Below are 25,883 nucleotides of genomic sequence, written 5' to 3' on the forward strand. Positions count from 1 at the left end.
AAAGGCCTCGGGACGACTTCCAGATAACGCAAAGGAACCTTTCTCGATGGGTGAGTTAGCCAAAGAGATCCTGCCGGTCAATATTGAAGACGAGTTGAAACAGTCCTACCTCGATTACGCCATGAGCGTCATCGTCGGCCGGGCCTTGCCGGATGTACGCGACGGCCTCAAGCCGGTGCACCGTCGGGTATTGTTCGCCATGTCCGAGTTGGGCAACGACTGGAACAAGGCGTACAAGAAATCTGCCCGTGTGGTGGGTGACGTTATCGGTAAATACCACCCCCACGGTGACTCTGCTGTTTACGACACCATCGTTCGAATGGCTCAGCCGTTTTCCCTGCGTTACCCGCTGGTCGATGGTCAGGGTAACTTCGGTTCCATTGACGGCGACAACGCGGCCGCCATGCGTTACACCGAAATCCGCATGGAGAAGATTGCCCATTCGCTGCTGGCGGATCTGGACAAGGAAACCGTCGATTTCGTTGACAACTACGACGGTACCGAGCGAATTCCGGAAGTCATGCCGACCCGTATACCCAACCTGCTGGTGAACGGTTCCTCCGGTATTGCCGTGGGCATGGCCACCAACATTCCGCCCCATAACCTGACGGAAGTGGTCAGTGGCTGTCTGGCGCTGATTGATAACCCGGATCTGACCATCGATGAGCTGATGGAGTACATTCCCGGCCCGGATTTCCCGACTGAGGGCATCATCAACGGTCGCGCGGGCATTGTAGAAGCCTACCGGACCGGCCGCGGCCGCATCTATATCCGGGCCCGCCATGAGATTGAGCACGACGATAAAACCAACCGTGATGCCGTCATCATCACCGAGCTGCCGTACCAGCTGAACAAAGCGCGCCTGATCGAGAAGATCGCCGAGCTGGTCAAGGAAAAGCGCCTGGAAGGCATCACCGAGCTGCGGGATGAATCCAACAAGGAAGGTATCCGCGTGGTGATCGAGCTGCGCCGTGGTGAAAACCCGGAGGTTGTGGTTAACAACCTGTTTTCCCAGACCCAGCTGCAGAACGTGTTTGGCATCAATATGGTGGCGCTGATCAACGGCGAGCCGAAGATTCTCAACCTGAAAGAAATGCTTGATGCGTTCGTGCGCCACCGCCGCGAAGTGGTGACCCGCCGGACCCTCTACGAGCTCCGCAAGGCACGTGAACGCGGCCATATCCTTGAAGGTCTGACCGTTGCCCTGGCCAACATCGACGAGATGATTGCGCTGATCAAGGCGTCTCCGACTTCGGCTGAAGCGAAAGAAAAGTTGATGGCCAGGGGCTGGGCCCCGGGTAATGTTCTGGCGATGCTGGAGCGTGCCGGTGAAGACGCCTGCCGTCCGGACGATCTGCCGGAAGTGTTCGGGCTGCGTGATGGCCTTTACTACATGTCTCCCGAGCAGACTCAGGCGATCCTGGATATGCGCCTGCATCGTCTGACCGGTCTGGAAACTGAAAAGCTTCAGAGCGAGTACAGGGACATTCTGGAGAAGATCGCCGGCCTGCTGGAAATCCTCGGCGATCCGGATCGCCTCATGCAGGTGATCCGCGAAGAACTGGAAGCCGTGGTTACCGAGTTCGGCGACGTGCGCCGTACCGAAATCACCAGCTCCCAGCGTGATCTGACCATCGCGGATCTGATTGATGAAGAAGATCTGGTGGTCACCATTTCTCACAGCGGTTACGCCAAGACCCAGGCCGTTGAAGACTATCAGGCCCAACGCCGTGGTGGTCGCGGTAAGGCGGCTACGTCAATGAAGGACGAAGACTTCATTGAAAAACTGCTGGTGGCCAACTCCCACGACACCATTCTGTGCTTCTCAAACCGAGGCAAGGTGTACTGGCTGAGAGTGTTCGAGATTCCCCGTGGCAGCCGTGGTTCCCGTGGTCGCCCGATGGTCAACATTCTGCCGTTGGACGAAGACGAACGCATCACTACCTTCCTGCCGGTACGGGATTACCCGGAAGATCAGTTTGTGCTGATGGCGACTTCGGCTGGTGTCGTCAAGAAGACGCCGCTGCCGAATTTCTCGCGTCCGCGCAGCAGCGGCTTGATCGCCCTGAACCTGGACGAAGGCGATACCCTGATCGGTGCAGCCATTACTGATGGCAACGCTGAAATCATGCTGTTCTCCACCGCAGGCAAGGCGGTGCGTTTCCGGGAAGATCAGGTGCGTCCGATGAGCCGGACCGCCCGTGGTGTTCGTGGCATCAAGATGCAAGGCGATCACCATGTGGTGTCGCTGATCATTCCGCAGGAAGGCGGCGTTCTGTTGACCGCCAGTGAACACGGTTACGGCAAGCGGACTTCTATCGAAGAATTCCCGGCTTACAGTCGCGGCAGCCAGGGCGTTATTGCCATGCAGTGCTCGGACCGTAACGGCAATCTGGTCACCGCTCTGCAGCTGTTTGAAGGCGACGAGATGATGCTGATATCCGACAAGGGCACCCTGGTTAGGACCCGGACGGATGAAGTGTCTGTGCTTAGCCGGAACACTCAGGGTGTACGCCTGATTCGCCTGGCCCAGGAAGATGAGCGACTGGTAGGCGTTGAGCGTATTGCGGAATCTGATGATGACGGCGTAGACGTAGGCGCAGAAGTCGAGGACGTAGAAGGCGAGGACACCGAAGAATGAGCAGAGCGTTTAATTTCTGTGCCGGTCCGGCTACCTTGCCGGAGGCCGTGCTGAAACAGGCGCGGGATGAAATGCTGGATTGGCGTGGTACCGGTATGTCGGTGATGGAAATGAGTCACCGCGGTGACGCATTCGTGACCATTGCCGAGACCGCAGAGAAAGACCTGCGGGAACTGGCGGGCGTTTCCGACGACTATGCCGTGTTGTTCATGCAGGGTGGGGCATCCAGCCAGTTTGCCACCATCCCGCTGAACCTGCTGGGTGACAAGTCCTCTGCCGACTACGTGAACACCGGTATCTGGTCAAAGAAGGCGATTGCCGAGGCCAAACGCTATGGCAATGTCAATGTGGTGGCCAGTTCGGAGGACAGTGGCTTTACCACCATCCCGGAACAGTCTGTCTGGACAACCAGCGCCGAGGCGGCTTATCTGCACTACACCCCGAACGAGACCATTGGTGGCCTGGAATATGATTTTATTCCAGACACCGGAAGCGTGCCGCTGGTGGCGGACATGTCTTCTACCATGCTGTCGCGGCCGGTGGATGTTTCAAAGTTCGGTTTGATCTACGCCGGCGCCCAAAAGAACATCGGGCCCTCCGGGCTGGTGGTTGTCATCATTCGTAAGGATTTGCTGGGCAGGGCCCGGAAGGAAACCCCAACGATGATGAACTATCAGGTCATGGCTGAAAACGGGTCTATGTACAACACGCCGTCGACCTACTCCTGGTACCTCGCGGGCCTGGTGTTCCAATGGTTGAAAGCGCAGGGTGGCGTTAAGGCGATGGGGCAGATCAATGCCCGTAAAGCCAAAAAATTGTATGACTTCATTGATAACAATGACTTCTACGCCAACCCGATTGATCCCCGTTTCCGCTCTTGGATGAACGTGCCGTTCACGCTGGCAGATGGCGCGCTGAACGATGAATTTCTCAAGGGCGCCGACGCCCGTGGCTTGCTCAATCTTCAGGGTCATCGCTCTGTCGGTGGTATGCGCGCCAGCATCTATAACGCCATGCCAGAGTCGGGTGTGGATGCGCTGATTCAGTATATGGCCGAATTTGCGAAGGAACGGGGCTGATCATGACAGACGAGAAGACCCGCCTGGGCGAACTTCGGGACGAAATTGACAGCCTTGATCAGCAGATCATGACGCTGATCAGTGCCCGGGCCAAGTGTGCCCAGGAGGTGGCCCATGTGAAAATGGCCGCCAATCCCGGTCAGGATGTTTTCTTCTACCGACCGGAGCGGGAAGCCCAGGTACTGCGGCGCATCAAGGAACACAACCCGGGACCGCTTCCGTCCGAAGAGATGGCTCGGCTATTCCGGGAGATCATGTCGGCCTGCCTGGCGCTTGAAAAACCCATGCACATCGCCTTTCTGGGGCCCGTTGGCACCTTTACTCAGGCGGCTGCACTCAAGCATTTTGGTCACTCCGTGATCAGTGTGCCATTGCCGGCCATCGACGCGGTGTTCCGTGAAGTGGAATCCGGCTCGGCTCAATATGGCGTGGTACCGGTGGAAAATTCTACCGAAGGCATGGTCAACCACACGCTGGACATGTTTATGTCCTCGCCGCTGAAGATCTGCGGCGAGGTGCAGTTGCGTATACATCACCATCTGCTGGTCTCGCCCAAGCACAAAGATCAGGAAATAACCCGTATCTATTCCCATCAGCAGTCTTTTGCCCAGTGCCGACAGTGGCTGGACACGCACCGCTACGGCGTAGAGCGAGTAACGGTTTCAAGTAATGCTGAAGCGGCGCGCCGGGCTGGGGAAGAGCCGGGCACGGCGGCGATTGCCGGCGATATGGCCGCGGAGTTGTATGGTCTGGAAATGCTTTCCAGCAGCATTGAAGACCGGCCGGATAACACCACCCGTTTTCTGATTATCGGGCGGGAAGAAGTGCCGTCCAGCGGCCAGGACAAGTCGTCGGTTCTGGTGTCCATGCGCAATAAGCCCGGCGCCCTGTACCAGTTGCTTGAGCCGTTCCACCGGCACGGTATCAGTCTGACCCGGATTGAAACCCGGCCGTCACCGAGTGGTACCTGGGCCTATGTGTTCTATATCGATTTTGAGGGGCACATGGACGATGAACTGGCGCGCACTGTGTTGTCCGAAGTAGATGAAGAAGCCGTGGAGCTGAAGCGCTTGGGGTCTTACCCCATCGGTGTGCTCTGAGCCCAGACAGATCTGATCCAGAGGAGCGTTGAATGGCAGTGAACTACCAGAGTCTTGCGGTAAAAGGTGTTCAGGCTCTGTCTCCTTACCAGCCGGGCAAGCCCATTGAGGAGCTTGCCCGGGAGCTGGGGTTGAATCCCGCGGAGATTATCAAACTGGCCAGCAATGAAAACCCTCTGGGGCCTAGTAAATTGGCTCTGGCGGCGGCTCGTAAGGCGCTGGATGAGCTGTGCCTGTACCCGGACGGTAACGGATTTGATCTGAAGCAAGCTCTGGCCAATCGGTTTGGTGTCGCCATGAACCAGATCACCCTGGGCAACGGCTCCAACGATGTGCTGGAAGTGATCGCACGCTGCTTTGCCGACAGCGACAGCGAGGTGGTGTTTTCCCAGTACGCTTTTGCGGTTTATCCCATCGTTACCCAGGCCATCGGTGCCCGAGGCATTGCGGTGCCGGCGAAAGAGTGGGGCCATGATCTGGATGCCATGTCGGCAGCAATTACCGAGCGCACCAAGCTGGTGTTCGTGGCGAACCCGAACAACCCGACCGGCACGGTGCACAGGGCAGACGCCATTGAGGCGTTTCTGGATCGCGTTCCGGAGCAGGTGCTGGTGGTTCTGGATGAAGCCTACTGCGAATATCTGACTGGCGAAGAGTACCCGGACGGCATCAAGCTACTGGGCCGTTACCCGAACCTGATTGTATGCCGTACGTTCTCCAAGGCCTGGGGCCTGGCCGCGTTGCGGGTAGGCTACAGTCTCAGCTCTCCGGAAATAGCCGATGTGCTGAACCGGGTGCGACAGCCATTTAACGTAGATTCGGTTGCGCTGGCCGCGGCAACGGCGGTTCTGAATGATGAAGCCTATCTGAACCGTTCCCGTGAGGTTAATACAGCCGGTTTGCGCCAGCTCGCCGACGGTTTTGACCGTATGGGTTTGCCCTATATTCCGTCTGCCGGCAACTTTATCGCGGTTGAAGTGGGCGAGCGGGCTGCCGGTATCTATCAGTCATTGCTGGCTCATGGTGTAATTGTCCGTCCTGTTGCCGGTTACGGTATGCCGCGCCATCTGCGGGTGTCGGTTGGTCTGCCAGAAGAGAACGAGCGCTTTCTCGATGCTCTTGCCCAGTCACTGGTAGCTGCCGGGCAGGGGGGTTGACGTGGCAGATCGCCTGCCGCCGTTCAGGCGCGTGGCCATCATTGGTCTTGGATTGATCGGTGGTTCGTTGGCCAGTGCCATTCGCAAGCACCAGCTGGCGGGCACGGTCACCGGTTTTGATCAAAGAGCGGACGAACTAGCCCTGGGTGTTAGCCTCGGGGTTATTGATGAAGCTGCGCCCAGCCTGGAGCAGGCTGTTAAAGGCAGTGATCTGGTGGTGCTGGCGGTACCGGTACGGGCAACGCGTGAGGTGCTGGAGCAGATCCGGCCGTGGCTGGGGCCCGAGGCGGTGCTGTCAGATGTGGGTAGCACCAAGTCCAGCTTTGTCGCCGACGTTGAAGTCGTCTTTGGTGAGCTTTCCCCAAGAGTGATCCCGGGTCACCCGATTGCTGGCTCTGAGAAAAGCGGCATACGCGCTGCAAACCCGGAGTTGTTTGCCAATCATAAGGTGATCCTGACTCCGGCTGACAATGCCGATGCGGTCAGCGTGGCGCGTTTGAAAGCTCTGTGGGAGGGCACCGGCGCAACTGTGCTAACCATGTCGGTGGCCTACCACGATGAAGTGTTGGCCGCCACCAGTCATCTGCCACACCTTATTGCGTTCTCTCTGGTCGACACGCTGGCCGGCGAAGACGAAAATATGGACATTTTCCGGTACGCGGCCGGCGGGTTCCGGGATTTTACCCGAATTGCCGCCAGTGATCCGGTGATGTGGCATGATATTTTTCTGTCAAACCGCGACGCTGTGTTGCGTGTGATTGACCATTTTACTCAGGACCTGGGCCAGCTACGAAGTGCCATTGCCAGCGGTGATGGCGCTACCTTGCTCCGGGTTTTCAGTCGCGCCAAAGCGGCGCGGGAACACTTTTCGAAGATGCTTTCAGGGCAGGCGTACGTGACCAACAACAGTGATCAGCAGGTTATCTTTCATATGCAGCCCGGCGGTTCCGTTCGTGGCGATATTCGGGTTCCGGGCGACAAGTCTATGTCTCACCGATCCATCATGCTGGGTGCCCTGGGAGAAGGGATTACCGAGGTTAAAGGGTTTCTTGAAGGCGAAGACAGCCTCGCAACTCTGCAGGCGTTCCGGGATATGGGCGTGACCATTGAAGGGCCGGAAGACGGTTTTGTCCGCATTCATGGCGTTGGTCTGCACGGCTTGCAGGCCCCGCGCGGCCCGCTGTATCTGGGTAACTCCGGTACCGCCATGCGCTTGTTTTCGGGTTTGCTGGCAGCACAGCCGTTTGATTCCGAACTGACCGGCGATGCCAGTCTGTCCAAGCGACCGATGGGCCGGGTTGTTGATCCGCTGCGCGCTATGGGTGCGGTGATTGATGCCGCTGAGGCCGGCCGGCCCCCTTTAAAGATCCGGGGCGGGCAAGCGCTCACGGGTATCCATTATGATATGCCGGTGGCCAGCGCTCAGGTCAAATCCTGTTTGCTGCTGGCGGGCCTCTACGCCGAAGGCGTCACCTCGGTCACCGAACCTGCGCCGACTCGTGATCATACCGAGCGCATGCTGGCAGGTTTCGGCTACCACGTGCACCGGGATGGCCCGACCGCCAGTGTCACCGGTGGTGGCAAGCTTGCGGCTGGTACTATTGATGTGCCAGCGGACATTTCGTCAGCTGCGTTTTTTCTGGTAGCGGCCAGTATTGCGCCGGATTCTGACCTGACTTTGCGCCATGTCGGTATGAACCCGACCCGCGTGGGTATCATTAATATCCTTCGTCAGATGGGCGCCAACATCGAAGTGCTCGAAGAGCGCGTGATTGGTGGTGAGCCGGTGGCGGATTTGCGAGTCCGTTCTGCCGACTTGCAGGGTATCGATATACCAGAAGATCAGGTGCCGCTGGCGATCGACGAGTTCCCGGTACTGTTCATCGCCGCAACTTGCGCCAAGGGGCGTACCGTGCTTCGAGGCGCTGAGGAGCTGCGCGTCAAAGAAAGTGATCGCATTCAGGTCATGGCCGACGGCCTGTCCGCACTGGGTGTTGAAACCACGGTGACAGCTGACGGCATTATCATTGAAGGCGGTCAGACAATCGGTGGCGGCACCGTTGAAAGCCATGAGGATCATCGAATCTCGATGTCGTTTGCGATTGCTTCACTGCGGGCAACGGGCCCGATCATTATTAACGATTGCTCCAACGTCGCCACTTCATTCCCGGGTTTTGTCGAGTTGGCACAACAGACAGGTATTCTTATCAGTACAGAAGGCACTTCCTGATGGTGGATAGTAAGGCGCCGGTCATCGCTGTTGATGGTCCGGGTGGATCCGGCAAAGGCACGATAACCCAGATGCTGGCCCGGAAACTGGGCTGGCATTTGCTGGACAGCGGGGCGCTCTATCGGTTGACGGCGCTGGCTGCCCAGCGCCAGGGTGTGTCACTGCAAGACGAATCAGGACTGGTGGACGTTGCTGCGACGCTTGATGTGGCGTTTGAACCGACCGAAGCCGGTCGGCCGGTCCGGGTGGTGCTGGCAGGGGAGGACGTGACTTCTGAAATCCGAACCGAGACCTGCGGCGATAATGCCTCCCGCGTTGCTGTCATGCAGCCGGTTCGGGATGCGCTACTGCAGCGTCAGCGGGATTTCCGGCGGTCCCCCGGGCTGGTAGCAGACGGTCGTGACATGGGAACGGTGGTGTTTCCCGATGCGCCGGTAAAGATTTTTCTGACGGCCAGCGCGGAAGAACGGGCCCGACGCCGGTACAATCAGTTGAAGGAAGCGGGGGTCGATGTTAACATTGACGCCGTTTTAGACGAGATACGGGTACGCGATGAGCGGGATACGAACCGTTCTGCTGCCCCTCTCAAGCCTGCGGATGATGCGCAAGTCATTGATTCTACGGGTTTGAGTATAGAAGAGGTGCTAGACAGGTGTATGGCCACAGCAGGTCAGGCCTGACTACACCTTTTTGTCGTAGAAAGGCCGGAAACAGCGTAAATTTGCCAGCCGCTGGCTGATTCCGGAAATTATTAACAGACCGTGTTGCTGGTGGCACGGAGCACACTTGCGTTGATCAAATAGGGCACATAATGAGCGAGAGCTTTGCGGATCTTTTCGAAGAAAGTTTGAAAGAAATCGATATGCAACCGGGTTCCATCGTCCAGGGAACCATCGTTGATATCGATAACGACTGGGTCACCGTTAACGCCGGGCTTAAGTCCGAAGGCGTTATCCCCGCCTCCCAGTTCCTGAACGAAAAAGGCGAGATGGAAGTTAACATCGGCGACGTTGTCGACGTGGCTCTCGAAGCAGTTGAAGACGGTTTCGGCGAAACCCGTCTGTCCCGTGAGAAGGCCAAGCGCGCTGAAGCATGGAAGGTACTCGAGAAGTCCTTCGAAGCTGAAGAAGTGGTTAAAGGCATCATTAATGGCAAGGTCAAAGGTGGTTTCACTGTTGATCTGGCCGGTATCCGTGCCTTCCTGCCAGGCTCCCTGGTAGACGTTCGTCCGGTTCGCGACACTGCGCACCTGGAGAACAAAGAGCTCGAATTCAAGGTTATCAAGCTGGACCAGAAGCGTAACAACGTGGTTGTTTCCCGCCGCGCCGTTCTGGAAGCTGAAAACAGCGAGCAACGTGAAGCTCTGCTGGAAACCCTGACTGAAGGTCTGGAAATTAAAGGTATCGTCAAGAACCTGACCGACTACGGCGCGTTCGTAGATCTGGGTGGTGTTGACGGCCTGCTGCACATTACCGATATGGCTTGGAAGCGCATCAAGCATCCGAGCGAAATCGTGAATGTGGGCGACGAAATCAACGTTAAAGTTCTGAAGTTTGACCGTGAGCGCAACCGTGTTTCGCTGGGTCTGAAACAGCTGGGCGAAGATCCCTGGGTTGAAATCAAGGCTCGTTACCCGGAAAGCGCCCGCGTTACTGCTCGCGTAACCAACCTGACAGACTACGGCTGCTTCGCCGAGCTGGAAGAGGGTGTTGAAGGTCTGGTTCACGTATCCGAAATGGATTGGACCAACAAGAACATTCATCCGTCCAAGGTTGTTCAGGTAGGCGACGAAGTTGAAGTGATGATCCTGGATATCGACGAAGAGCGTCGTCGTATTTCTCTGGGTATCAAGCAGTGCGTCTCCAATCCGTGGGAAGACTTCTCCGGCAACTTCAACAAGGGCGACCGTATCGCCGGTAAGATCAAGTCAATCACTGACTTCGGTATCTTCATCGGTCTGGATGGTGGCATCGACGGTCTGGTTCACCTGTCCGATATCAGCTGGAACGATACTGGCGAAGAAGCCGTCCGTGAATACAAGAAGGGTGACGAAGTTGAAACCGTCATCCTGTCTGTTGATCCCGAGCGTGAGCGTATCTCCCTGGGTATCAAGCAGCTTGAAAGCGATCCGTTTGCCGAGTTCGTTCAGCTGAACGACAAAGGCTCCATCGTTAAGGGCACCGTATCTGCGGTTGACGCCAAAGGCGCCACCATCGCCCTGAACGAAGAAGTCGAAGCGGTACTGAAAGCGTCTGAAATCAGCCGTGACCGTGTTGAAGACGCACGTAACGTTCTGAAGGAAGGCGAAGAAGTCGAAGCCAAGATCATCAGCATCGATCGCAAGAATCGCGTTATCAACCTGTCGGTCAAGTCCAAAGATGTTGAGGATGACAAACAGGCTCTGGATACCGTACGCACCAAGACTGCAGAATCCTCTGGCGCCACCACCATTGGCGACCTGATCAAGGAACAGATGCAGCAGCAGAACGCCAACAAGGATTAAATTCCGGTTGGTATCAAAAAAACGGGCTCTAAGAGCCCGTTTTTTTTGTGTTTTTTTCTGGTTTGGCTAAACTAGAGGCAACGGTTTCCGTTAAACGACAGCGGAATAATAATGACAGAGGGAAAAGCCTCATGACGAAATCCGAACTGGTTGAGCTGATAGCGTCGAAGCAGACACAGCTCTCCGTAAAAGATGTTGAGTTGGCGGTGAAGACCGTGATTGAGCATATGTCTCAGGCTCTTGCAGATGGGCAGCGAATTGAGATCAGGGGATTTGGCAGCTTTTCCCTTCATCACCGGGCGGCGCGCACGGGTCGCAATCCGAAAACCGGAGAGGCAGTGCAGTTGCCAGCAAAATTTGTTCCGCACTTTAAACCTGGAAAGGAATTGCGGGAACAAGTGAATGACAGCCTGAAAAAGGGTTTCTGACCCAGGTTCTGTTCTTGTATAACGGAACCATATTATCGGACATTATGCCGTCTGGAGCGACTACGACATGGCAGGCCTGCAGAAGATATTGATCATCGTACTGGTGCTGGCTTTGATTCTCCTGGCGCTGGTGTTTTCTTTGAATAATCAGATGGCGGTTTCACTCAACTTCCTTTTGTTTGAAACGCAGCCTCATGGCGTTGCCGTCTGGATTATCATGTCCTTTGTGATTGGAGCACTGTTTGGCGTGCTGATCGCATTATTGGCAACGTTCCGCACATCGGTGTCAAGACGCCATCTCAAGAAAAAACTTGAACGTACCGAGCAGGCATTAGAGAAAACCAAGGCACAGAACGACCGGGCACTTTGATGGATATGGTTTTTCAGTGGCTGCTTCTTACAGTGGCCGTGGCCGCTGGCTGGGCGGCTGGGAGGTTTAGCAATCAAAGCAAGCGTTCTTCCCAGGTTATTTCTGACGAGAATTCTGTCCGGGACCGATTGCAATTCCTGTTTACTAACTACTCCGACCAGGCGGTCGATAACTTTGTCCAGTCGCTGGCGGTTAACAAAGACACCGTCAGCCTGCACCTTTCCATTGGCAGCCATTTCCGCAATAAAGGCGAGACTGATCGCGCTATCCTGATTCACCAGAACTTGCTGGCCCGTCCGGAGCTACCGGCCCGATATACGCCGCAGGTTACTCTTGAGTTGGCCATGGATTACCTCAATGCCGGCTTGTTGGATCGGGCTGAGGCTCTTTTTCATCAATTGATGGGCGACAGGGAATATGGGCGTCGAGCGTCAACTAACCTGATTGAGCTCTATCAGCAAGAGCGGGAGTGGGAAAAAGCGGCGCAGGTAGCGCAGACCTTGACCCGCCGTGATGCTGATCCCGCCATGTTCAAGAAGCTGGCGTACATCACTTGTGAGTTGTCAGATGCGGCGTTGAAAAAAGACGACCGCTGGGCGGCCCAGAAGTTTGCAAAAGAAGCTCTCGATTACGATCGCTCCTGCGTACGCGCAACCTTGCTCTTGATGAAGCAGCAAATCCGCCAGGGTAATTTTCGCGAGGCCGGTAATCAGAGCCTTAAGGTTTTTGATCAGAACCCCGAGTTTGGACCTGAAGCCGTTGACCGGTTGATGAAACTGGAGCACGAGCACGGTGACGTTGGTCGTTTGTTCAAGAAGCTAAAAAAGCTCTACGAGCAGCATCCCAGCACCAGCTTGCTGCTGGCGTTGGTTGAATCGGTGGAGCGTTCCTCCGGTCGTCCGGCCGCCGTCGACTTGCTCCGGCAGGAGCTCGAGGTGCGGCCTTCTGTGCGTGGCCTGTTGCGGTTGGTGGAGATGGCCGGCTATGAGAAAGGCATGAGTACCGACGAAGGCCGCCTGGTCAGCCGTATCGGCCTCTTGATTTTGGCCAATCGCCCGATTTATCGCTGCGTAAGTTGTGGTTTTTCGGGCCAGCAACTGCATTGGCTGTGCCCGAGTTGCAAACAATGGGAAACGGTGCGGCCTATTCAGGGCGTGGAAGCCGAATAATGTTTTAACCTACTGACCCGGAAACCAGACTGTGCAAAACCCTAATGACCCGAAAATTATCGTAGCCCTGGACTTCCCCTCCCAGAATCCGGCCCTGGCCCTGGCCGATCAGCTGGACCCGGACAAGTGTCGCCTGAAAGTCGGTAAGGAGCTGTTCACCCGCTCCGGTCCTGCGCTGGTGAAGGTGCTGCAGGGCAAAGGCTTTGATGTGTTCCTGGATTTGAAATTCCACGACATCCCGAACACCACGGCAGCGGCAGTCGCCGCTGCGGCTGACCTTGGCGTATGGATGGTCAACGTCCACGCCTCCGGCGGCGAAAAAATGATGGTCGCCTGCCGTGAACGCCTGGAACCGTTTGGTGCCGACAAGCCGTTGTTGATCGCGGTAACCGTCCTCACCAGCATGTCCAACGAAGACTTGGCCGGCATCGGCATCACCGGCTCGGCGGAAGCTCACGTCTCCCTCCTGGCCACGCTAACCCGAAACTGCGGCCTCGACGGCGTCGTCTGCTCCGCCCAGGAAGCTCCCCGCCTGAAAGTCGAGCAGGGCGTCGACTTCAAACTCATCACCCCCGGCATCCGCCCGCTGACCGCCGACAAAGGCGATCAACAACGCATCATGACCCCGACAGATGCCCTAAAAGCGGGCGCCGACTACCTCGTCATCGGCCGCCCGATCACCCAGGTGCCTGATCCTCTGGCTGCCCTGGAGGCTATTCACACAGAGATGTTATCGGTCTTACATTGTCCTGGTGGCTGACTCTGTCACTAGCCTGCTAGTCGGGTGGTGTGGGGCTGTGGGGGCTTGCTCCCAAAAAACGCTACAAGCACATCCATGTGCGCTTGGGCTCCGCCATCCATGGCTCCGCAAATTTTTGTGAGCAAGCCCCCACAGCCCCACCTCCTGCTAAGGTGAAATAGTCCCATAAAGCCTGCAATGAATTGGAAGTGTCGGCTTCAATAATAGTCGCGTTTCTGTAATGACTATACTGGTGCTGCTCGAATGGCAGGGTGGGAAGTCCTTTCCAAAAATCTCGGAGGCCATGGATGGCCGGAGCGAAGCGCACATGGATGTGCTCGTAGCGTTTTTTGGAAAGGACTTCCCACCCTGCCACTAACCCAGAGCCAGCAGGCTGGGGCCAGAGTGACCCAAAACCACCAAAAGTTGCGGTTAACAGAAGTGCCCGGTTAAATGAAGGCACTAAAAAGCCCGCTAATTCATAGAACTAGCGGGCTTTCGAAATAGTGGCTCCCCGACCTGGGCTCGAACCAGGGACAAACGGATTAACAGTCCGTTGCTCTACCAACTGAGCTATCGGGGAACGTCGTCGTGTGACGAGGCGCGTATATTAAGTTGGCTATACCGCCTCGTCAAGCCTCCAGCTAAAAATTTTTAGCCAAGCGCCTTCTGCAACCGCTCAATGGCCTTTTGCAGATTATCCATGCTGGTGGCAAAGCTTAAACGCATATGCCCGGGGCTGCCAAACGCAGAACCCGGAACCAGTGCCACACCGGCTTCGGTCAGCAGCTTCTCAGCAAACTCCACATCCGTGCTCACGCCGTCAGTGGCATCAATCGCGCCCTGGAAGCTTGGGAACACGTAAAAGGTACCGTCGCCGTTCAGGCACTCAACGCCCGGCAGTTTGTTCAGGGCAACAACCAGCCAGTCATGGCGTTCCTTGAACGCCTTGACCATCTCGCCGACGCACTCCTGCTGGCCATCCAGAGCCGCCTGAGCGGCAGCCTGGGAGATCGAGGCCGGGTTGGAGGTGCTCTGGGACTGGATCTTCTTCATGGCACCGATGATTTTCGCCGGGCCAGCGGCATAGCCGATACGCCAGCCAGTCATCGAGTAGGCCTTGGATACGCCGTTCAGCACGAAAGTGCGATCGTACAACTCTGGGGTCGCGTTCAGGATGTTGCAGAACGGCTTGCCAGTCCACAGGATCGGCTCGTACATGTCGTCGGTAGCGATCATGATGTTCGGGTGCTTTTTCAGCACCTCACCAATCGCCTGCAGCTCTTCCATCGAGTAGGCCATGCCACTCGGATTGGACGGGCTGTTGATCACGAACAGGCGGGTACGCTCGGTAATGGCGTTCTCCAGCTGTTCCGGAGTGATCTTGAAGCGGGTCTCGGGGCCCGTCTCGATGATTACCGGCTTGCCTTCGGCAACCAGAACCATATCCGGGTAGGATACCCAGTAAGGCGCGGGAATGATGGCTTCGTCACCGGCGTTCAGGGTCGCAAGGGCCAGGTTGAAAAAACTCTGTTTGCCACCACTGCTTACCAATATCTGGTTGGCTTCGTATTCCAGGCCGTTGTCGCGTTTGAACTTCGCAATAATCGCTTTCTTCAGGGCGGGCGTACCATCTACGGCAGTGTATTTGGTCTGGCCGTTGTTAATGGCCTCAATCGCGGCCTGCTTGATGTGCGCGGGGGTGTCGAAGTCCGGCTCGCCAGCACCCAGGCCGATGATGTCCTGGCCTGCAGCGCGGAGTTCAGCTGCTTTGTTGGTAACTGCGAGGGTGGGGGAAGGCTTGATCGCCTGTACTCGGCTGGAAAGTTGAAGGTCCAAACTTGAGCTCCTTAAAGCTGCGTCTTATGGGCGGCGATCGGCAGGGCAGGAGCCAGACGTCCTGGCTGATAATTCACCCAGCCGTCGATCGCACAGATGGTACCATGAAGCAGCGTTATCGCTAAATTTCTTGTAGGTACTGGCCCGTATGCGCCAGCACCGCCCCTCGGAGGTTAGTCGCCAGTTATGGCTAGTAAAACACCCAGTGCCGCCAGAGAAGGTGTGTTCCGCGTTGATTCTCCCTACCAGCCGGCAGGTGATCAGCCCAAGGCCATCGCCGGACTGGTGGATGGTATCCATTCCGGGCTCGCGCACCAGACCTTGCTGGGGGTCACCGGCTCCGGTAAAACCTTTACCATCGCCAACGTCATTCAGGAAGTTCAGCGGCCCACCATCGTGATGGCTCACAACAAAACCCTGGCGGCCCAGTTGTACGGGGAGTTCAAGGAATTCTTTCCGGACAATGCGGTGGAGTACTTCGTGTCTTACTATGATTACTATCAACCGGAGGCCTACGTGCCTTCGTCTGATACCTTTATCGAGAAAGACGCCTCCATTAACGAGCACATCGAACAGATGCGACTGTCGGCCACCAAGGCCCTACTGGAGCGACCTGACGCGATCATTGTGGCATCGGTATCATCTATCTACGGTCTGGGCGATCCTCAGTCCTACATGAAGATGATGCTGCACCTCGACCGGGGCGATCCGGTGGATCAGCGCGCCATTTTGCGCCGGCTGGCCGAGCTGCAGTACACCCGCAACGACATTGAATTTCACCGCGCTAATTATCGGGTGCGGGGCGATGTCATTGACGTTTTCCCGGCGGAATCCGAGCGTGAGGCCATTCGCATCGAGTTGTTTGATGATGAGGTGGAACAGCTCAGTTATTTCGACCCACTGACCGGGGAAGTGCTGCGCCGTGTGCCTCGGGTGACCATCTATCCCAAGTCCCACTACGTGACTCCGCGGCAAAAAGTGCTGGATGCGGTAGAGCACATCAAGGTCGAGCTGGACGAGCGACTCAAAGTGCTGCGGGACAACCATAGATTGGTGGAAGCGCAACGGCTGGAGGAGCGTACCCGCTACGACATGGAGATGATGCTGGAGCTGGGTTATTGCAACGGCATCGAAAACTACTCCCGCTACCTGTCGGGCCGGCCATCCGGTGAGCCGCCTCCCACCTTGTTCGATTACCTGCCGGCCAATGCATTGCTGGTAGTGGATGAATCCCACGTGACCATTTCCCAGATCGGCGCTATGTACAAGGGTGATCGCTCACGAAAGGAAACGCTGGTTGAGTATGGTTTCCGGCTGCCGTCAGCGCTGGATAACCGGCCCATGCGCTTTGAGGAATGGGAACGCATTGCGCCACAGATGATTTTCGTGTCGGCCACCCCCGGCAACTACGAAGCGGAACACGCCGGTCAGGTGGTGGAGCAGGTGGTCAGGCCCACCGGCTTGCTGGACCCGATCATAGAAGTGCGTCCGGCGTCGACCCAGGTCGACGATCTGTTGTCTGAAATCCATACCCGGGTGGCGGCAAAGGATCGTGTATTGGTGACCACTCTGACCAAGCGTATGGCAGAAGACCTCACTGACTTTTTTATGGAGCACGATATCCGGGTGCGTTATCTGCACTCAGATATTGATACCGTGGAACGGGTGGAGATTATCCGGGATCTGCGCCGGGGCGAGTTTGACGTGCTGGTGGGCATCAACCTGTTGCGGGAAGGTCTGGACATGCCGGAAGTGTCACTGGTGGCCATTCTGGATGCCGATAAGGAGGGTTTCCTTCGCAGTGAGCGATCGCTGATCCAGACCATTGGTCGGGCTGCCCGGAACATCAACGGTCGGGCGATTCTGTATGGTGACCGAATTACCGGCTCCATGCAGCGGGCCTTGGATGTCACCGAGCTCCGCCGGGAGAAGCAGCGGGCCCATAACGAGAAACACGGCATTACTCCGACTGGCCTGAACAAGAAGATTGCTGACGTGATGGAGGGGGCAACCGGGGGTGGCCGTGGTCGTCGCAAGCCGGATCGGCCGGGTCAGAAAGCGGCGGAAGAAGCCGAAGGCTATCTGGTCAAGGCTGGCAAGCGCTCGCCGCAAGAGCTTCTCAAGGAAGTGTCACGCCTCGAAGACGATATGTACAAAGCCGCCGCCGATCTGGATTTCGAGACCGCCGCCCGGCTGCGGGATCAGATTTCCGAGCTCAAGGAAGCGGCCATCCGCACCGGCTGATCAGGTTCTTTTGGGGCCAACAATCACGGCGGCCTGTAGCGGTTGGTTGCGGCCATAACTGGACATCTTGCCGAACACCCGTTTGTCGATGGGCAGGTATTGCTTGTCGGCAACGGTTTCGCCCTCATCGGTATCGATCTCCGGATCGTGCAGGTACACGAAATCCTCATCCATGGCGCACACGGTCACCCAGTGCGGCACTCGGCTACGGTTCAGTTGCCAAGTGCTGATTAGAATGACCGGTATTTGGCCGTTGTGCAGGGCGGCTTCCATGGCTTCCAACGTCAACGGGTCGTGATGCAGCTGAATGCCGGTCTGGCCAATGTCGTGCAGAAAACCTTCGTGCACCAGTTCCAGTACCCGTTTTTTATCGTCATTACGGACCGTATCTTTGAACAGGGCGCCCTCCTGACTGATCCATGCACTGGCCTCAAAACCGCGGTGCCAGGCCGACAGTGCCAACCCGTGGGGGCCGCAACCACCGTGACCGGCGAGCATGAAAATGGTGGTGGCTTCGCGCCAGATTTTCAGCTCTTGCAGAGTATTGAGCTGTTGTTGCTGATCCAGTGCAGCCATGGCCATGATCAGCGCCGCTGGGCCACAGGTGAACTCAGTGGTCTGCGGGTAGTAGGGCACCGGCAGGAATTCCCGGGAGGGTTCATAGTAAAGAATGCGGCGCTCAAACCGCAACGCCGTGCCGTGGTCCTCATAGTAATCCCGGTAAGTACCGAACTGGCGATAGCCCAGGCGCCGATACAGATTGATGGCGCCGGAATTGTCTTCACGTACCTCCAGGCGCATGATAATCCGGTCTGCTTCTACGGCCTCTCTTTCCGCTTCTCGCACCAACCTCTCGCCCACACTCTGGCCGCGCACTGATGGCGCCACCGCAATGGAATAGATCCGGGCCAGGCGAGTGGCAGCGTTCATCAGCACCAGGCAGTAACCCACCAGTTCGGAATCCAACTCTGCGACAATCAAACGGTCTCTGGGCATTTCCAGAAAACGTCGGAAGCTGCGGCGGGAAATGCGGTCTTCGGTAAAGCAGCGGTTTTCAAGTTGCACCAGGGGGTTAAGGTCTTCGGCGACAGCTTGTCGAAGCAGTACATCAGGCATAGCGATCAAACCCTGGAGTGTAAAAAACGGGGAAGCTGGCAAGCAGTTCCTTCATCGCTATTATGGTAGAGACAGGTGGGTTTCGATAGCGCGCAATCATGCGTAAAAGCACGCATTAACAGCAGATTGTGGACTTGCCCGCAGCGGCGTATCGTTGCGCCAATTATCCGGCTGAACCTTCAGGGAGGAATGCCATTTATGTCCCGTTTGTTGATCGTTGTGGACCGTGCCAAAGACTGGGCACCTTATTATCCCAGTGATGATGTTCTGACCTTTGATGAGTACCTCAAATTTACCGCTCCGGCCAACAGCCGGGTGCGGGTGATCAACCTGTGTCAGAGCGCCAAGTATCTAAGCCGTGGTTACTACTGCTCGCTGCTGGCAGAAGCCCGGGGCCACCATGTGGTGCCTTCGGTCATGACCCTCAACGACCTTGGCCGAAAGGGGCTGTTCTCTCTGGAGCTGGAAGAGCTGGACCACAGCGTGATTCAGTGGCTGGAAAAGGAAGCTCAGGAGATTGACCCCGCCATCGATAATCGGGACGCCACCCACGAAGTGCGGATTCGCACCTATTTTGGTCAGGCCGAACATCCTGATCTGAAGCCGGTGGCCAGGGCGCTGTTTGATCGATTCCCCTGCCCGGTGTTGGAGGTGGTGTTCCGGCACCGTAAGCAGTGGCAGATTGAGTCCATGAAACCGGCTAGCCCGGCCGATCTGCATGAGCGTGAGCAGGATTTGTTTGCGGCGGCGCTGGATCGTTTCAGCAGCATGGTCTGGCGCAAGCCCAGAACCCGCCGGCGCTATCGCTTTGATCTGGCCATGCTGGTGAATCCGGAAGAGGAAATGCCGCCGAGTGACGAAGCCGCGCTGAAGCGATTTGAGCGGGCAGGACGTAAGTTGGGCATTAATGTCGAGCGCATCACCCGCCGGGATTATATGCGACTGCCGGAGTACGATGGCCTGTTCATCCGTGAGACCACCGCCATTGATCATCACACCTACCGGTTTGCCCGCAAGGCCGAAGCCGAGGGCATGGTGGTGATAGATGATCCGGTGTCGATTCTGCGCTGCACCAACAAGGTGTTTCTGGCGGACTTGCTGAAGAACAACAAGGTGCCGACTCCGAAAACGCTGATTCTGTCGAAAGACCAGAAAGACGCCATTGAGCAAGTGGCGAGTGAGTTGGGCTTTCCGGTGGTGATCAAGATTCCGGACGGTGCTTTCTCGCGGGGCGTCGCCAAGGCCAAGGATGAAAAAGAGCTCAAGGCCGGGCTCAAGGAGCTGTTCAAGCAGTCGGCTCTGGTGCTGGCCCAGGAGTATTTCTACACCGAATACGACTGGCGCATAGGCGTGCTTGGTGGTCGTGCGATTTACGCCTGTAAATATCTGATGGTGAAAGGCCACTGGCAGATCTACCAGCATGGCGGCCCGGCTATAGAGAGCGGCGGCTTTGAAACCATGCCGACATACGAAGTGCCCCGTAACGTGATCCAGGCAGCGCTAAATTCCACGCGACTGATCGGCAACGGCTTGTATGGGGTGGATATCAAGCAGGCGGGCAACCGGGTGGCGGTGATCGAGGTGAATGACAACCCCAGCATCGATCAGGGGGTTGAGGATAAGTTTCTTGGTGGCGAACTTTATACCCTGATTATGCAGGAGTTCCTTTCCCGCATGGAAGCAAACCGGCGCCGTTAGCCCAGACGCGGTTATCAGCTGGCGGCCACCCAAACCCTTGCGCTGCCAAACCAGGGATAGCCCGCCAGTGCCTCCCGTACCCGATCGTTGGTCAGATCGGGTGCAGGGTAGCTTTCATCCAGAAAGATCTCCAGATGTATCCGGTTCTTGAGATAATGCAGTCTCAGCTTGCTGTGTGGAGGCAGCTCACCCAACACCTGTGAAATCTGCGTACGGATTTCCTCCCGGGAGGGTAGGTTTGGTTCGGTAGGGTTGGGGTATTTTTCGTCGTTCTCTGCGTCAATGTGAAAGTTAATGTCCCGAATATTGCCCAAGGAATCACGCATACCCGCCACCACTTTCATTCCGATCTGATGGCCCTCAGACACGCTGATTTCCGGGCGAACCACCAGGTGAATATCCAGAAGAATATCGTGGCCCATACGCCGGCTGCGAAGCTCGTGAACGTTGCGTACACCGTCGGTGCCCATGGCAATGGTCCTTAGCATTTCAGTGTCTTCTTCAGATAGCCCGGTGTCGACAAGTTCCTTGACGCTGTCCCAGGTAAACTTCCAGCCGATATGAATAATGATGAGTGCAATCACCACAGCGGCAACCACGTCGAGCCACACGAATCCGAGCATGGCGCCGGCGGTAGATACCAGCACGACCACCGATGAGAATGCGTCGGTCCGGCTATGCCAGGCGTTGGCAATGATCAGGTCGGAGCGGATGCGAATACCAACACGTCGGGTGTAACGGTAAATCCATTCCTTGCCGATCACCGAGACCGCAGCAGCAACCAGTACCGGCCAGCCTGGCACCTTGAGATCCTCACCTGCCAGCAGTCGAAGAATGTTTTCCCAAGCCAGGGCCGCACCGACCGCAATCAGGATGCTACCGAGTAATAATGTTCCCAGGGTCTCGATGCGTTGATGGCCGTAGGGGTGATCGGCATCGGGTTCTTTTCGTGACAGCCGCATAACGGCGAGCACCACCCAGTCTGAGGCAACGTCGGTAAAAGAGTGGATACCATCAACCAGCAAGGCCTGAGAATGAAAAAGAGTACCGCCAATGACTTTTATTATGCCCAGGAACGCATCCAGGAACATGCCAATAATCGTGACTCTGGAGGCTGCGTGCTTTTCTTTGTCCAGGTTTCGTACAGGTTTTTGGTGGCTTGAAGAATGTTGTTCCATGTAGCTCTGCTCCGGGGGTCGCTGTGGTGCCAGTATAGCGTTAACCCGAATGCAATAGGGCCGGGTTAATCAAGATTCGCTGGGTGATTTATGCACATGATGACAAACTGCTTACCGGCTAGCATTTTGTCACAATTGCCGTCAATTCTTATTTAAGGCTTTATAACATATTGATAAATATAGATAAAAACACTGATCAAAAAATGATCAATCTGTAGGCTGGCGCAGTTATCAAGGGTTGGAAACGTTTGCCCCGACCTTTTCAACAGGGTTATCCACAGATTCCGTGGAAAAGCCCCGTCAGCCTTCTGAACATGGGGTCTAAGGATACATTTGTTTCTCAGGAGGATGGTGTGGAAAACTTCCGGTATACTCCGGCCACCCTTTGGCAAGGAATTTTCTGATGTACGGTGTTCTGCGAAACCTGTTGTTTCGGTTACCCCCGGAGCAGGCTCATAATGTGGCTCTTGGTAGCCTGGACATTGCCCAGAAACTGGGCATGTTGAATGCTTTTTCGACGCATCCGGAGCCGTGCCCGGTGAACGTGATGGGCTTGGCGTTTCCAAATCCGGTCGGGCTTGCGGCAGGGCTGGACAAGAACGCTGACCACCTGGATGCGTTGGGGGCTCTCGGGTTCGGGTTTATTGAAGTGGGCACTGTAACGCCACTGGCCCAGCCAGGCAATCCGAAACCACGGATGTTCCGGCTTACAGAGCATCAGGCTATTATCAACCGGATGGGCTTTAATAATGAAGGCCTGGGCCACCTGGTGACGAATGTTGAACACCGGCGCTACAAAGGTGTGTTGGGGATCAATGTCGGCAAGAACAAAGACACCCCGAACGAGCAGTCGGAACAGGATTACCGGAAAGGGATCTCGGCCGTCTATGCTTTGGCCGACTACATCACCGTCAACGTGTCCTCGCCCAACACGCCCGGATTGAGAGACCTGCAATTCGGCGATTCTCTGAAACAGCTGCTCAGTGGCATCAAAGACGAGCAGGTTCGTTGCCATAAGGCCCTGGGCCGTTACGTGCCGGTTGCCGTGAAGATTGCGCCGGATATGGACGACGAAGGTATCCGCTTTGTCGCCAACGCATTGCTGGAGGCTGGCCTGGATGGTGTGATCGCCACCAATACCACCATCAGTCGGGACGCGGTGAAAGGCCATCGTCATGAGCATGAGGCCGGCGGGCTGAGTGGTGCGCCGGTTCGTGCGGCGTCAGTGCGGGTTATTGAAGGGTTATACGCCGAGCTTGGTGAGCGGCTGCCGATCATTGGCGTGGGCGGCATCACCGATGGTGACAGCGCGGCAGAAAAAATTCGGGCGGGAGCCAAGCTGGTGCAGATATATACCGGCTTCATCTATAAGGGGCCGGCCCTGATTCGTGAGGCGGTTGAGGCGATAAGAGCGGAACAGCAAAAAAATCAGGGGCTGTAAAACGAAGGTGGGCCCGCTGAGCGGGCCCTTGCGGGGAACGAACCCCGTAGCGTTTCTTCGCATGGTCCGGGGCGTGAGGCCCCGATTCGGTTGCTTGGAATACTGCTTTATATTGTGATGTAACTTTGAAAAAAACAGATCAAGTTAAACGGGGTAGGCCAACACCGCGATCAGGTTGCGGTTACGTTGGCCAGTTTATGGATGCCGGAAACGCCGGTCATGCCCTCCCAATTATCGGTGCGGCCTTCTCGCCACCCACTCAACCATTCCTGGCGAGCTTCTGGTTGATCAACCGGGCAGCTGTCTTTGGATTTGCCGGACACGCCAGCGAGATAACCCCGCTTGAATGCACGAGCGTACATATCTCTCTTCTGTCTTTTCATGCCATTCCTCACTGATGGATTAACAGAAAATCGTGTACACATCTGCAGTGACCACGGCAGAATTGGTTCCCATCCGGGATAACCCACTATTGCCAGCTCAGGTCAGAGCAGTCAGGATCCTGTTAACGGAAGCTTTGGTTATTGGGCTTCCGGAATGACGCGTCAGGTACAAGGTAAGACGAACCTTGAGCGCATGTACACGATTTATTTCATCTATATGAAGCATTTTTTATAGATTTATGAACTAACGATGACAGCCCGTATTCGGGTTTTGCCGCTATACCGGCGGCTTACCGGCTTTATCCAGAAAACCAGGAGTTGATTTTGTCCAAGCATGTCTTTTTTGTAACCTGCCCTAAGGGCGTTGAGTATCTCCTGGGTGATGAACTGGAGAGCTTTGGCCTGGCACAGGTGCGCAATGCTCCGGCAGGGGTCTGGGTAGAGGGCGAGCTGGAGGCCGGTTATCGGGCGTGCCTGTGGTCACGACTGGCCAACCGGGTGATCCTGCACATTGCGGAGGTGGATGCCCGCAGCGCCGAAGAACTCTATGACGGTGTGGTGGCGTTGGACTGGCTGGCTCATATTCCGGCCGGTGGCAGCTTTCGGGTGAACTTCCTGGGGCAGAACGAAGAGCTCCGGAACACCCAGTTTGGCGCCCAGAAGGTCAAGGACGGCATCGTGGACAGCATCCGCGGCGCCGGTGCGGCAAGACCGGCGGTGGCCCAGAAAGACCCGGATGTGACGATTTCAGCCCGGCTGAACCGTGGCCGACTGGCGGTCGGCCTCGATCTCAGCGGCCACAGCCTGCACATGCGCGGCTACCGTACCGAGCAGGGGCTCGCCCCGCTGAAAGAAAACCTGGCGGCAGCACTGCTGTTGCGCGCGGGCTGGCCGGAAATCGCGGCAGCCGGTGGTGATTTTGTCGACCCCATGTGTGGCTCCGGCACTCTGTTGATTGAAGCAGCCCTGATGGCCCTGGATATTGCGCCCGGGCGCAAGCAGGATCATTTCGGCTTTGAAAAGTGGCCTGGACACCAGCCGGAACTCTGGCTTGGCCTGCGTCAGGAAGCCGAGCGCCGCGCCCACGAAGGCAAACAGGGCCGTGTACCGGTGTTTGCCGGGTTTGACCAGGACAGCCGGGTGCTGGACACGGCCTGGCGCAATATCCAGCGGGCCGGGCTCGAAGGCATCGTCATCGTGGAACCCCGTCCGCTGGCAGAGTTCGCCCGTCAGGACACCTGGGCGGAGCAGGGGCTGGTTCTGACCAACCCGCCCTACGGTGAGCGCCTGAGTGAACGCAAAGACCTGGCCGGCCTGTACCAGAGCCTGGGTGAAGTGGTGATTCGCGAGTTGACCGGCTGGCGCCTGGGTGTGTTCACCGGTGCCCCTGAATTCGGCAAGTCCGTCGGCTTGCGCAGTTTCAAGCAATACAACCTGTTCAACGGCAAACTGCCCGCCCAGCTGCTGTTGTTTGAGGTGCGCGCTGAAAACGCCATGGTGCCAAGAGATCCGGCCACGGCCGGCCAGGTCATGCCGCGTATCGCCAACCCCGAGCGCGCAGACATGCTGCGCAACCGTTTGAAAAAGAACCTGAAAACCATCGGCCAATGGGCCAGAAAACAGAATATCGGTTGCTACCGCCTGTACGACGCCGACATGCCGGAGTACGCCCTGGCGATCGACATCTACGAGGGTAGGGTGCACGTTCAGGAATACCTGGCGCCAAAATCGATCGATGAAAAGGCTGCCCGGGAGCGACTGGCGGAAGCGATGGCGGTCATCCCGGACGTGCTGGAAATCGATCCGAAAGACATGGTGTGCAAACAGCGCCAGCGCCAGAGCGGCACCAAGCAGTACGAGAAGCAGGCGGCGACCGGTGAATACCTCAACGTGCAGGAGTATGGCTGCACCCTGAAGGTCAACCTGAAAGACTATCTCGACACCGGCCTGTTCCTGGACCACCGCCCGGTACGCCACTGGATACAGCAACACGCCAAAGGCAAACGGTTCCTTAACCTATTCTGCTACACCGGTGCGGCCACCGTACACGCGGCCGTCGGCGGCGCCAGCCGATCTCTGAGCCTGGACATGTCGAAAACCTACGTAAACTGGGCCATCGACAACCTAGCCCTGAACCGCGCCGACCTGCGCAAACACCTGGTCGAACAGGCAGACTGCTTGGCCTGGCTGGGAGACAGAAGAACTGCGAACCAGACCTTCGACTTAATCTTCATGGACCCCCCGACCTTCTCCAACTCCGCCCGTATGGCCGGTGTGCTCGATGTCCAGCGGGATCACGGCGTCCTGGTGAGGCAGTGCATGGAGCGGTTATCCAGCGATGGTCTGTTGATCTTCTCCAACAACTTCCGCAAATTCAAACTGGACGATGACCTGGCGGAAGAGTTTGAAGTGAAAGACGTGACGGCCAGCACTCTGGACAAGGATTTCCAGCGGAATCAGAAAATTCACAGCTGCTGGCATATTCAGCACAGGGCCTGACTGGAGGGGGAGGAGGCAGGTGGGGGCCTCTTCCTTGGAAACGCTACGAGCACATCCATGTGCGCTTCG

At 56.7% G+C, this 25,883-nt stretch carries 19 protein-coding genes and 1 tRNA gene; 15 read left to right on the forward strand and 5 right to left on the reverse strand.

The features are described 5' to 3' along the window. Positions 1-46 precede the first annotated feature (46 nt). The 11 genes from gyrA to pyrF all read left to right on the forward strand — a co-directional run bounded on the left by gyrA (position 47) and on the right by pyrF (position 13,437). Positions 47-2,641 (forward strand): DNA gyrase subunit A, encoded by a 2,595-nt coding sequence (gyrA, locus tag C7H08_RS04395; RefSeq protein ID WP_106670558.1) that lies wholly within the window; start codon positions 47-49, stop codon positions 2,639-2,641. After that, positions 2,638-3,720: a 3-phosphoserine/phosphohydroxythreonine transaminase gene (gene serC, locus C7H08_RS04400; protein WP_106670559.1), complete on the forward strand. Its 1,083-nt coding sequence runs from the start codon at positions 2,638-2,640 to the stop codon at positions 3,718-3,720. The genes gyrA and serC overlap by 4 nt, the downstream gene beginning before the upstream one ends. Before the next feature lie 2 nt (positions 3,721-3,722). Next, positions 3,723-4,820, forward strand: a complete 1,098-nt coding sequence (pheA, locus tag C7H08_RS04405; RefSeq protein WP_106670560.1) for a prephenate dehydratase — start codon at positions 3,723-3,725, stop codon at positions 4,818-4,820. A 32-nt stretch (positions 4,821-4,852) separates the two neighbouring features. Next, the gene (gene hisC, locus C7H08_RS04410; protein ID WP_106670561.1) at positions 4,853-5,977 is read left to right on the forward strand and encodes a histidinol-phosphate transaminase; all 1,125 of its coding nucleotides are present in this window, start codon (positions 4,853-4,855) and stop codon (positions 5,975-5,977) included. 1 nt (position 5,978) lies between these two features. Beyond that, entirely contained in the window at positions 5,979-8,207 is a 2,229-nt protein-coding gene (locus tag C7H08_RS04415; RefSeq protein WP_106670562.1) for a bifunctional prephenate dehydrogenase/3-phosphoshikimate 1-carboxyvinyltransferase, read from the forward strand. Next, positions 8,207-8,887, forward strand: a complete 681-nt coding sequence (cmk, locus tag C7H08_RS04420; RefSeq protein WP_106670563.1) for a (d)CMP kinase — start codon at positions 8,207-8,209, stop codon at positions 8,885-8,887. The genes C7H08_RS04415 and cmk overlap by 1 nt, the downstream gene beginning before the upstream one ends. A gap of 131 nt (positions 8,888-9,018) precedes the next feature. After that, the gene (rpsA, locus tag C7H08_RS04425; protein ID WP_106670564.1) at positions 9,019-10,710 is read left to right on the forward strand and encodes a 30S ribosomal protein S1; all 1,692 of its coding nucleotides are present in this window, start codon (positions 9,019-9,021) and stop codon (positions 10,708-10,710) included. Positions 10,711-10,841: 131 nt separating this feature from the next. Continuing rightward, positions 10,842-11,138: an integration host factor subunit beta gene (locus tag C7H08_RS04430; RefSeq protein WP_044385122.1), complete on the forward strand. Its 297-nt coding sequence runs from the start codon at positions 10,842-10,844 to the stop codon at positions 11,136-11,138. Positions 11,139-11,205: 67 nt separating this feature from the next. Further along, a complete protein-coding gene (locus C7H08_RS04435) occupies positions 11,206-11,508 on the forward strand; it encodes a LapA family protein (RefSeq protein WP_106670565.1) in 303 nt (100 codons plus the stop codon). Next, a complete protein-coding gene (gene lapB, locus C7H08_RS04440) occupies positions 11,508-12,677 on the forward strand; it encodes a lipopolysaccharide assembly protein LapB (RefSeq protein ID WP_106670566.1) in 1,170 nt (389 codons plus the stop codon). Before C7H08_RS04435 ends, lapB begins: the two co-directional genes overlap by 1 nt. Positions 12,678-12,708: 31 nt before the next feature. Beyond that, the gene (gene pyrF, locus C7H08_RS04445; RefSeq protein WP_106670567.1) at positions 12,709-13,437 is read left to right on the forward strand and encodes an orotidine-5'-phosphate decarboxylase; all 729 of its coding nucleotides are present in this window, start codon (positions 12,709-12,711) and stop codon (positions 13,435-13,437) included. Positions 13,438-13,923: 486 nt separating this feature from the next. On the opposite strand, the gene C7H08_RS04450 is transcribed toward pyrF, so the two are convergent. Both C7H08_RS04450 and C7H08_RS04455 read right to left on the reverse strand, forming a co-directional pair. Further along, a tRNA-Asn gene (locus C7H08_RS04450) sits at positions 13,924-13,999 on the reverse strand. Positions 14,000-14,070: 71 nt separating this feature from the next. Further along, positions 14,071-15,255: a pyridoxal phosphate-dependent aminotransferase gene (locus tag C7H08_RS04455; protein WP_106670568.1), complete on the reverse strand. Its 1,185-nt coding sequence runs from the start codon at positions 15,253-15,255 to the stop codon at positions 14,071-14,073. Between the two features lie 186 nt (positions 15,256-15,441). Between C7H08_RS04455 and uvrB the strand changes: the two genes are divergently transcribed. Then, positions 15,442-17,499, forward strand: coding sequence for an excinuclease ABC subunit UvrB (uvrB, locus tag C7H08_RS04460; protein WP_106670569.1), 2,058 nt, complete (start codon positions 15,442-15,444; stop codon positions 17,497-17,499). Here uvrB and C7H08_RS04465 read toward each other — a convergent pair whose 3' ends face one another. After that, entirely contained in the window at positions 17,500-18,615 is a 1,116-nt protein-coding gene (locus C7H08_RS04465; protein ID WP_106670570.1) for a GNAT family N-acetyltransferase/peptidase C39 family protein, read from the reverse strand. It lies immediately after the preceding gene. Between the two features lie 198 nt (positions 18,616-18,813). Between C7H08_RS04465 and C7H08_RS04470 the strand changes: the two genes are divergently transcribed. Beyond that, positions 18,814-20,313, forward strand: coding sequence for a RimK family protein (locus C7H08_RS04470; protein ID WP_106670571.1), 1,500 nt, complete (start codon positions 18,814-18,816; stop codon positions 20,311-20,313). A 14-nt stretch (positions 20,314-20,327) separates the two neighbouring features. Here the strand turns inward: C7H08_RS04470 and C7H08_RS04475 are convergent, their stop codons facing one another. Next, on the reverse strand, positions 20,328-21,491 hold the full coding sequence (locus C7H08_RS04475; protein ID WP_106670572.1) for a cation diffusion facilitator family transporter: 1,164 nt from the start codon (positions 21,489-21,491) through the stop codon (positions 20,328-20,330). A 403-nt stretch (positions 21,492-21,894) separates the two neighbouring features. Between C7H08_RS04475 and C7H08_RS04480 the strand changes: the two genes are divergently transcribed. Continuing rightward, entirely contained in the window at positions 21,895-22,932 is a 1,038-nt protein-coding gene (locus tag C7H08_RS04480; protein ID WP_106670573.1) for a quinone-dependent dihydroorotate dehydrogenase, read from the forward strand. Between the two features lie 170 nt (positions 22,933-23,102). Here the strand turns inward: C7H08_RS04480 and rmf are convergent, their stop codons facing one another. Then, positions 23,103-23,315 carry a ribosome modulation factor gene (rmf, locus tag C7H08_RS04485; RefSeq protein ID WP_106670574.1) on the reverse strand — a complete coding sequence of 71 codons (213 nt, stop codon included), beginning with the start codon at positions 23,313-23,315 and terminating at the stop codon, positions 23,103-23,105. Between the two features lie 324 nt (positions 23,316-23,639). Between rmf and rlmKL the strand changes: the two genes are divergently transcribed. Next, on the forward strand, positions 23,640-25,814 hold the full coding sequence (rlmKL, locus tag C7H08_RS04490) for a bifunctional 23S rRNA (guanine(2069)-N(7))-methyltransferase RlmK/23S rRNA (guanine(2445)-N(2))-methyltransferase RlmL (RefSeq protein WP_106670575.1): 2,175 nt from the start codon (positions 23,640-23,642) through the stop codon (positions 25,812-25,814). Positions 25,815-25,883 lie beyond the last annotated feature (69 nt).

Origin of the sequence: Marinobacter halophilus (assembly GCF_003007685.1) — a bacterium.
In the GTDB taxonomy this organism is placed as follows: Bacteria; Pseudomonadota; Gammaproteobacteria; order Pseudomonadales; family Oleiphilaceae; genus Marinobacter; species Marinobacter halophilus.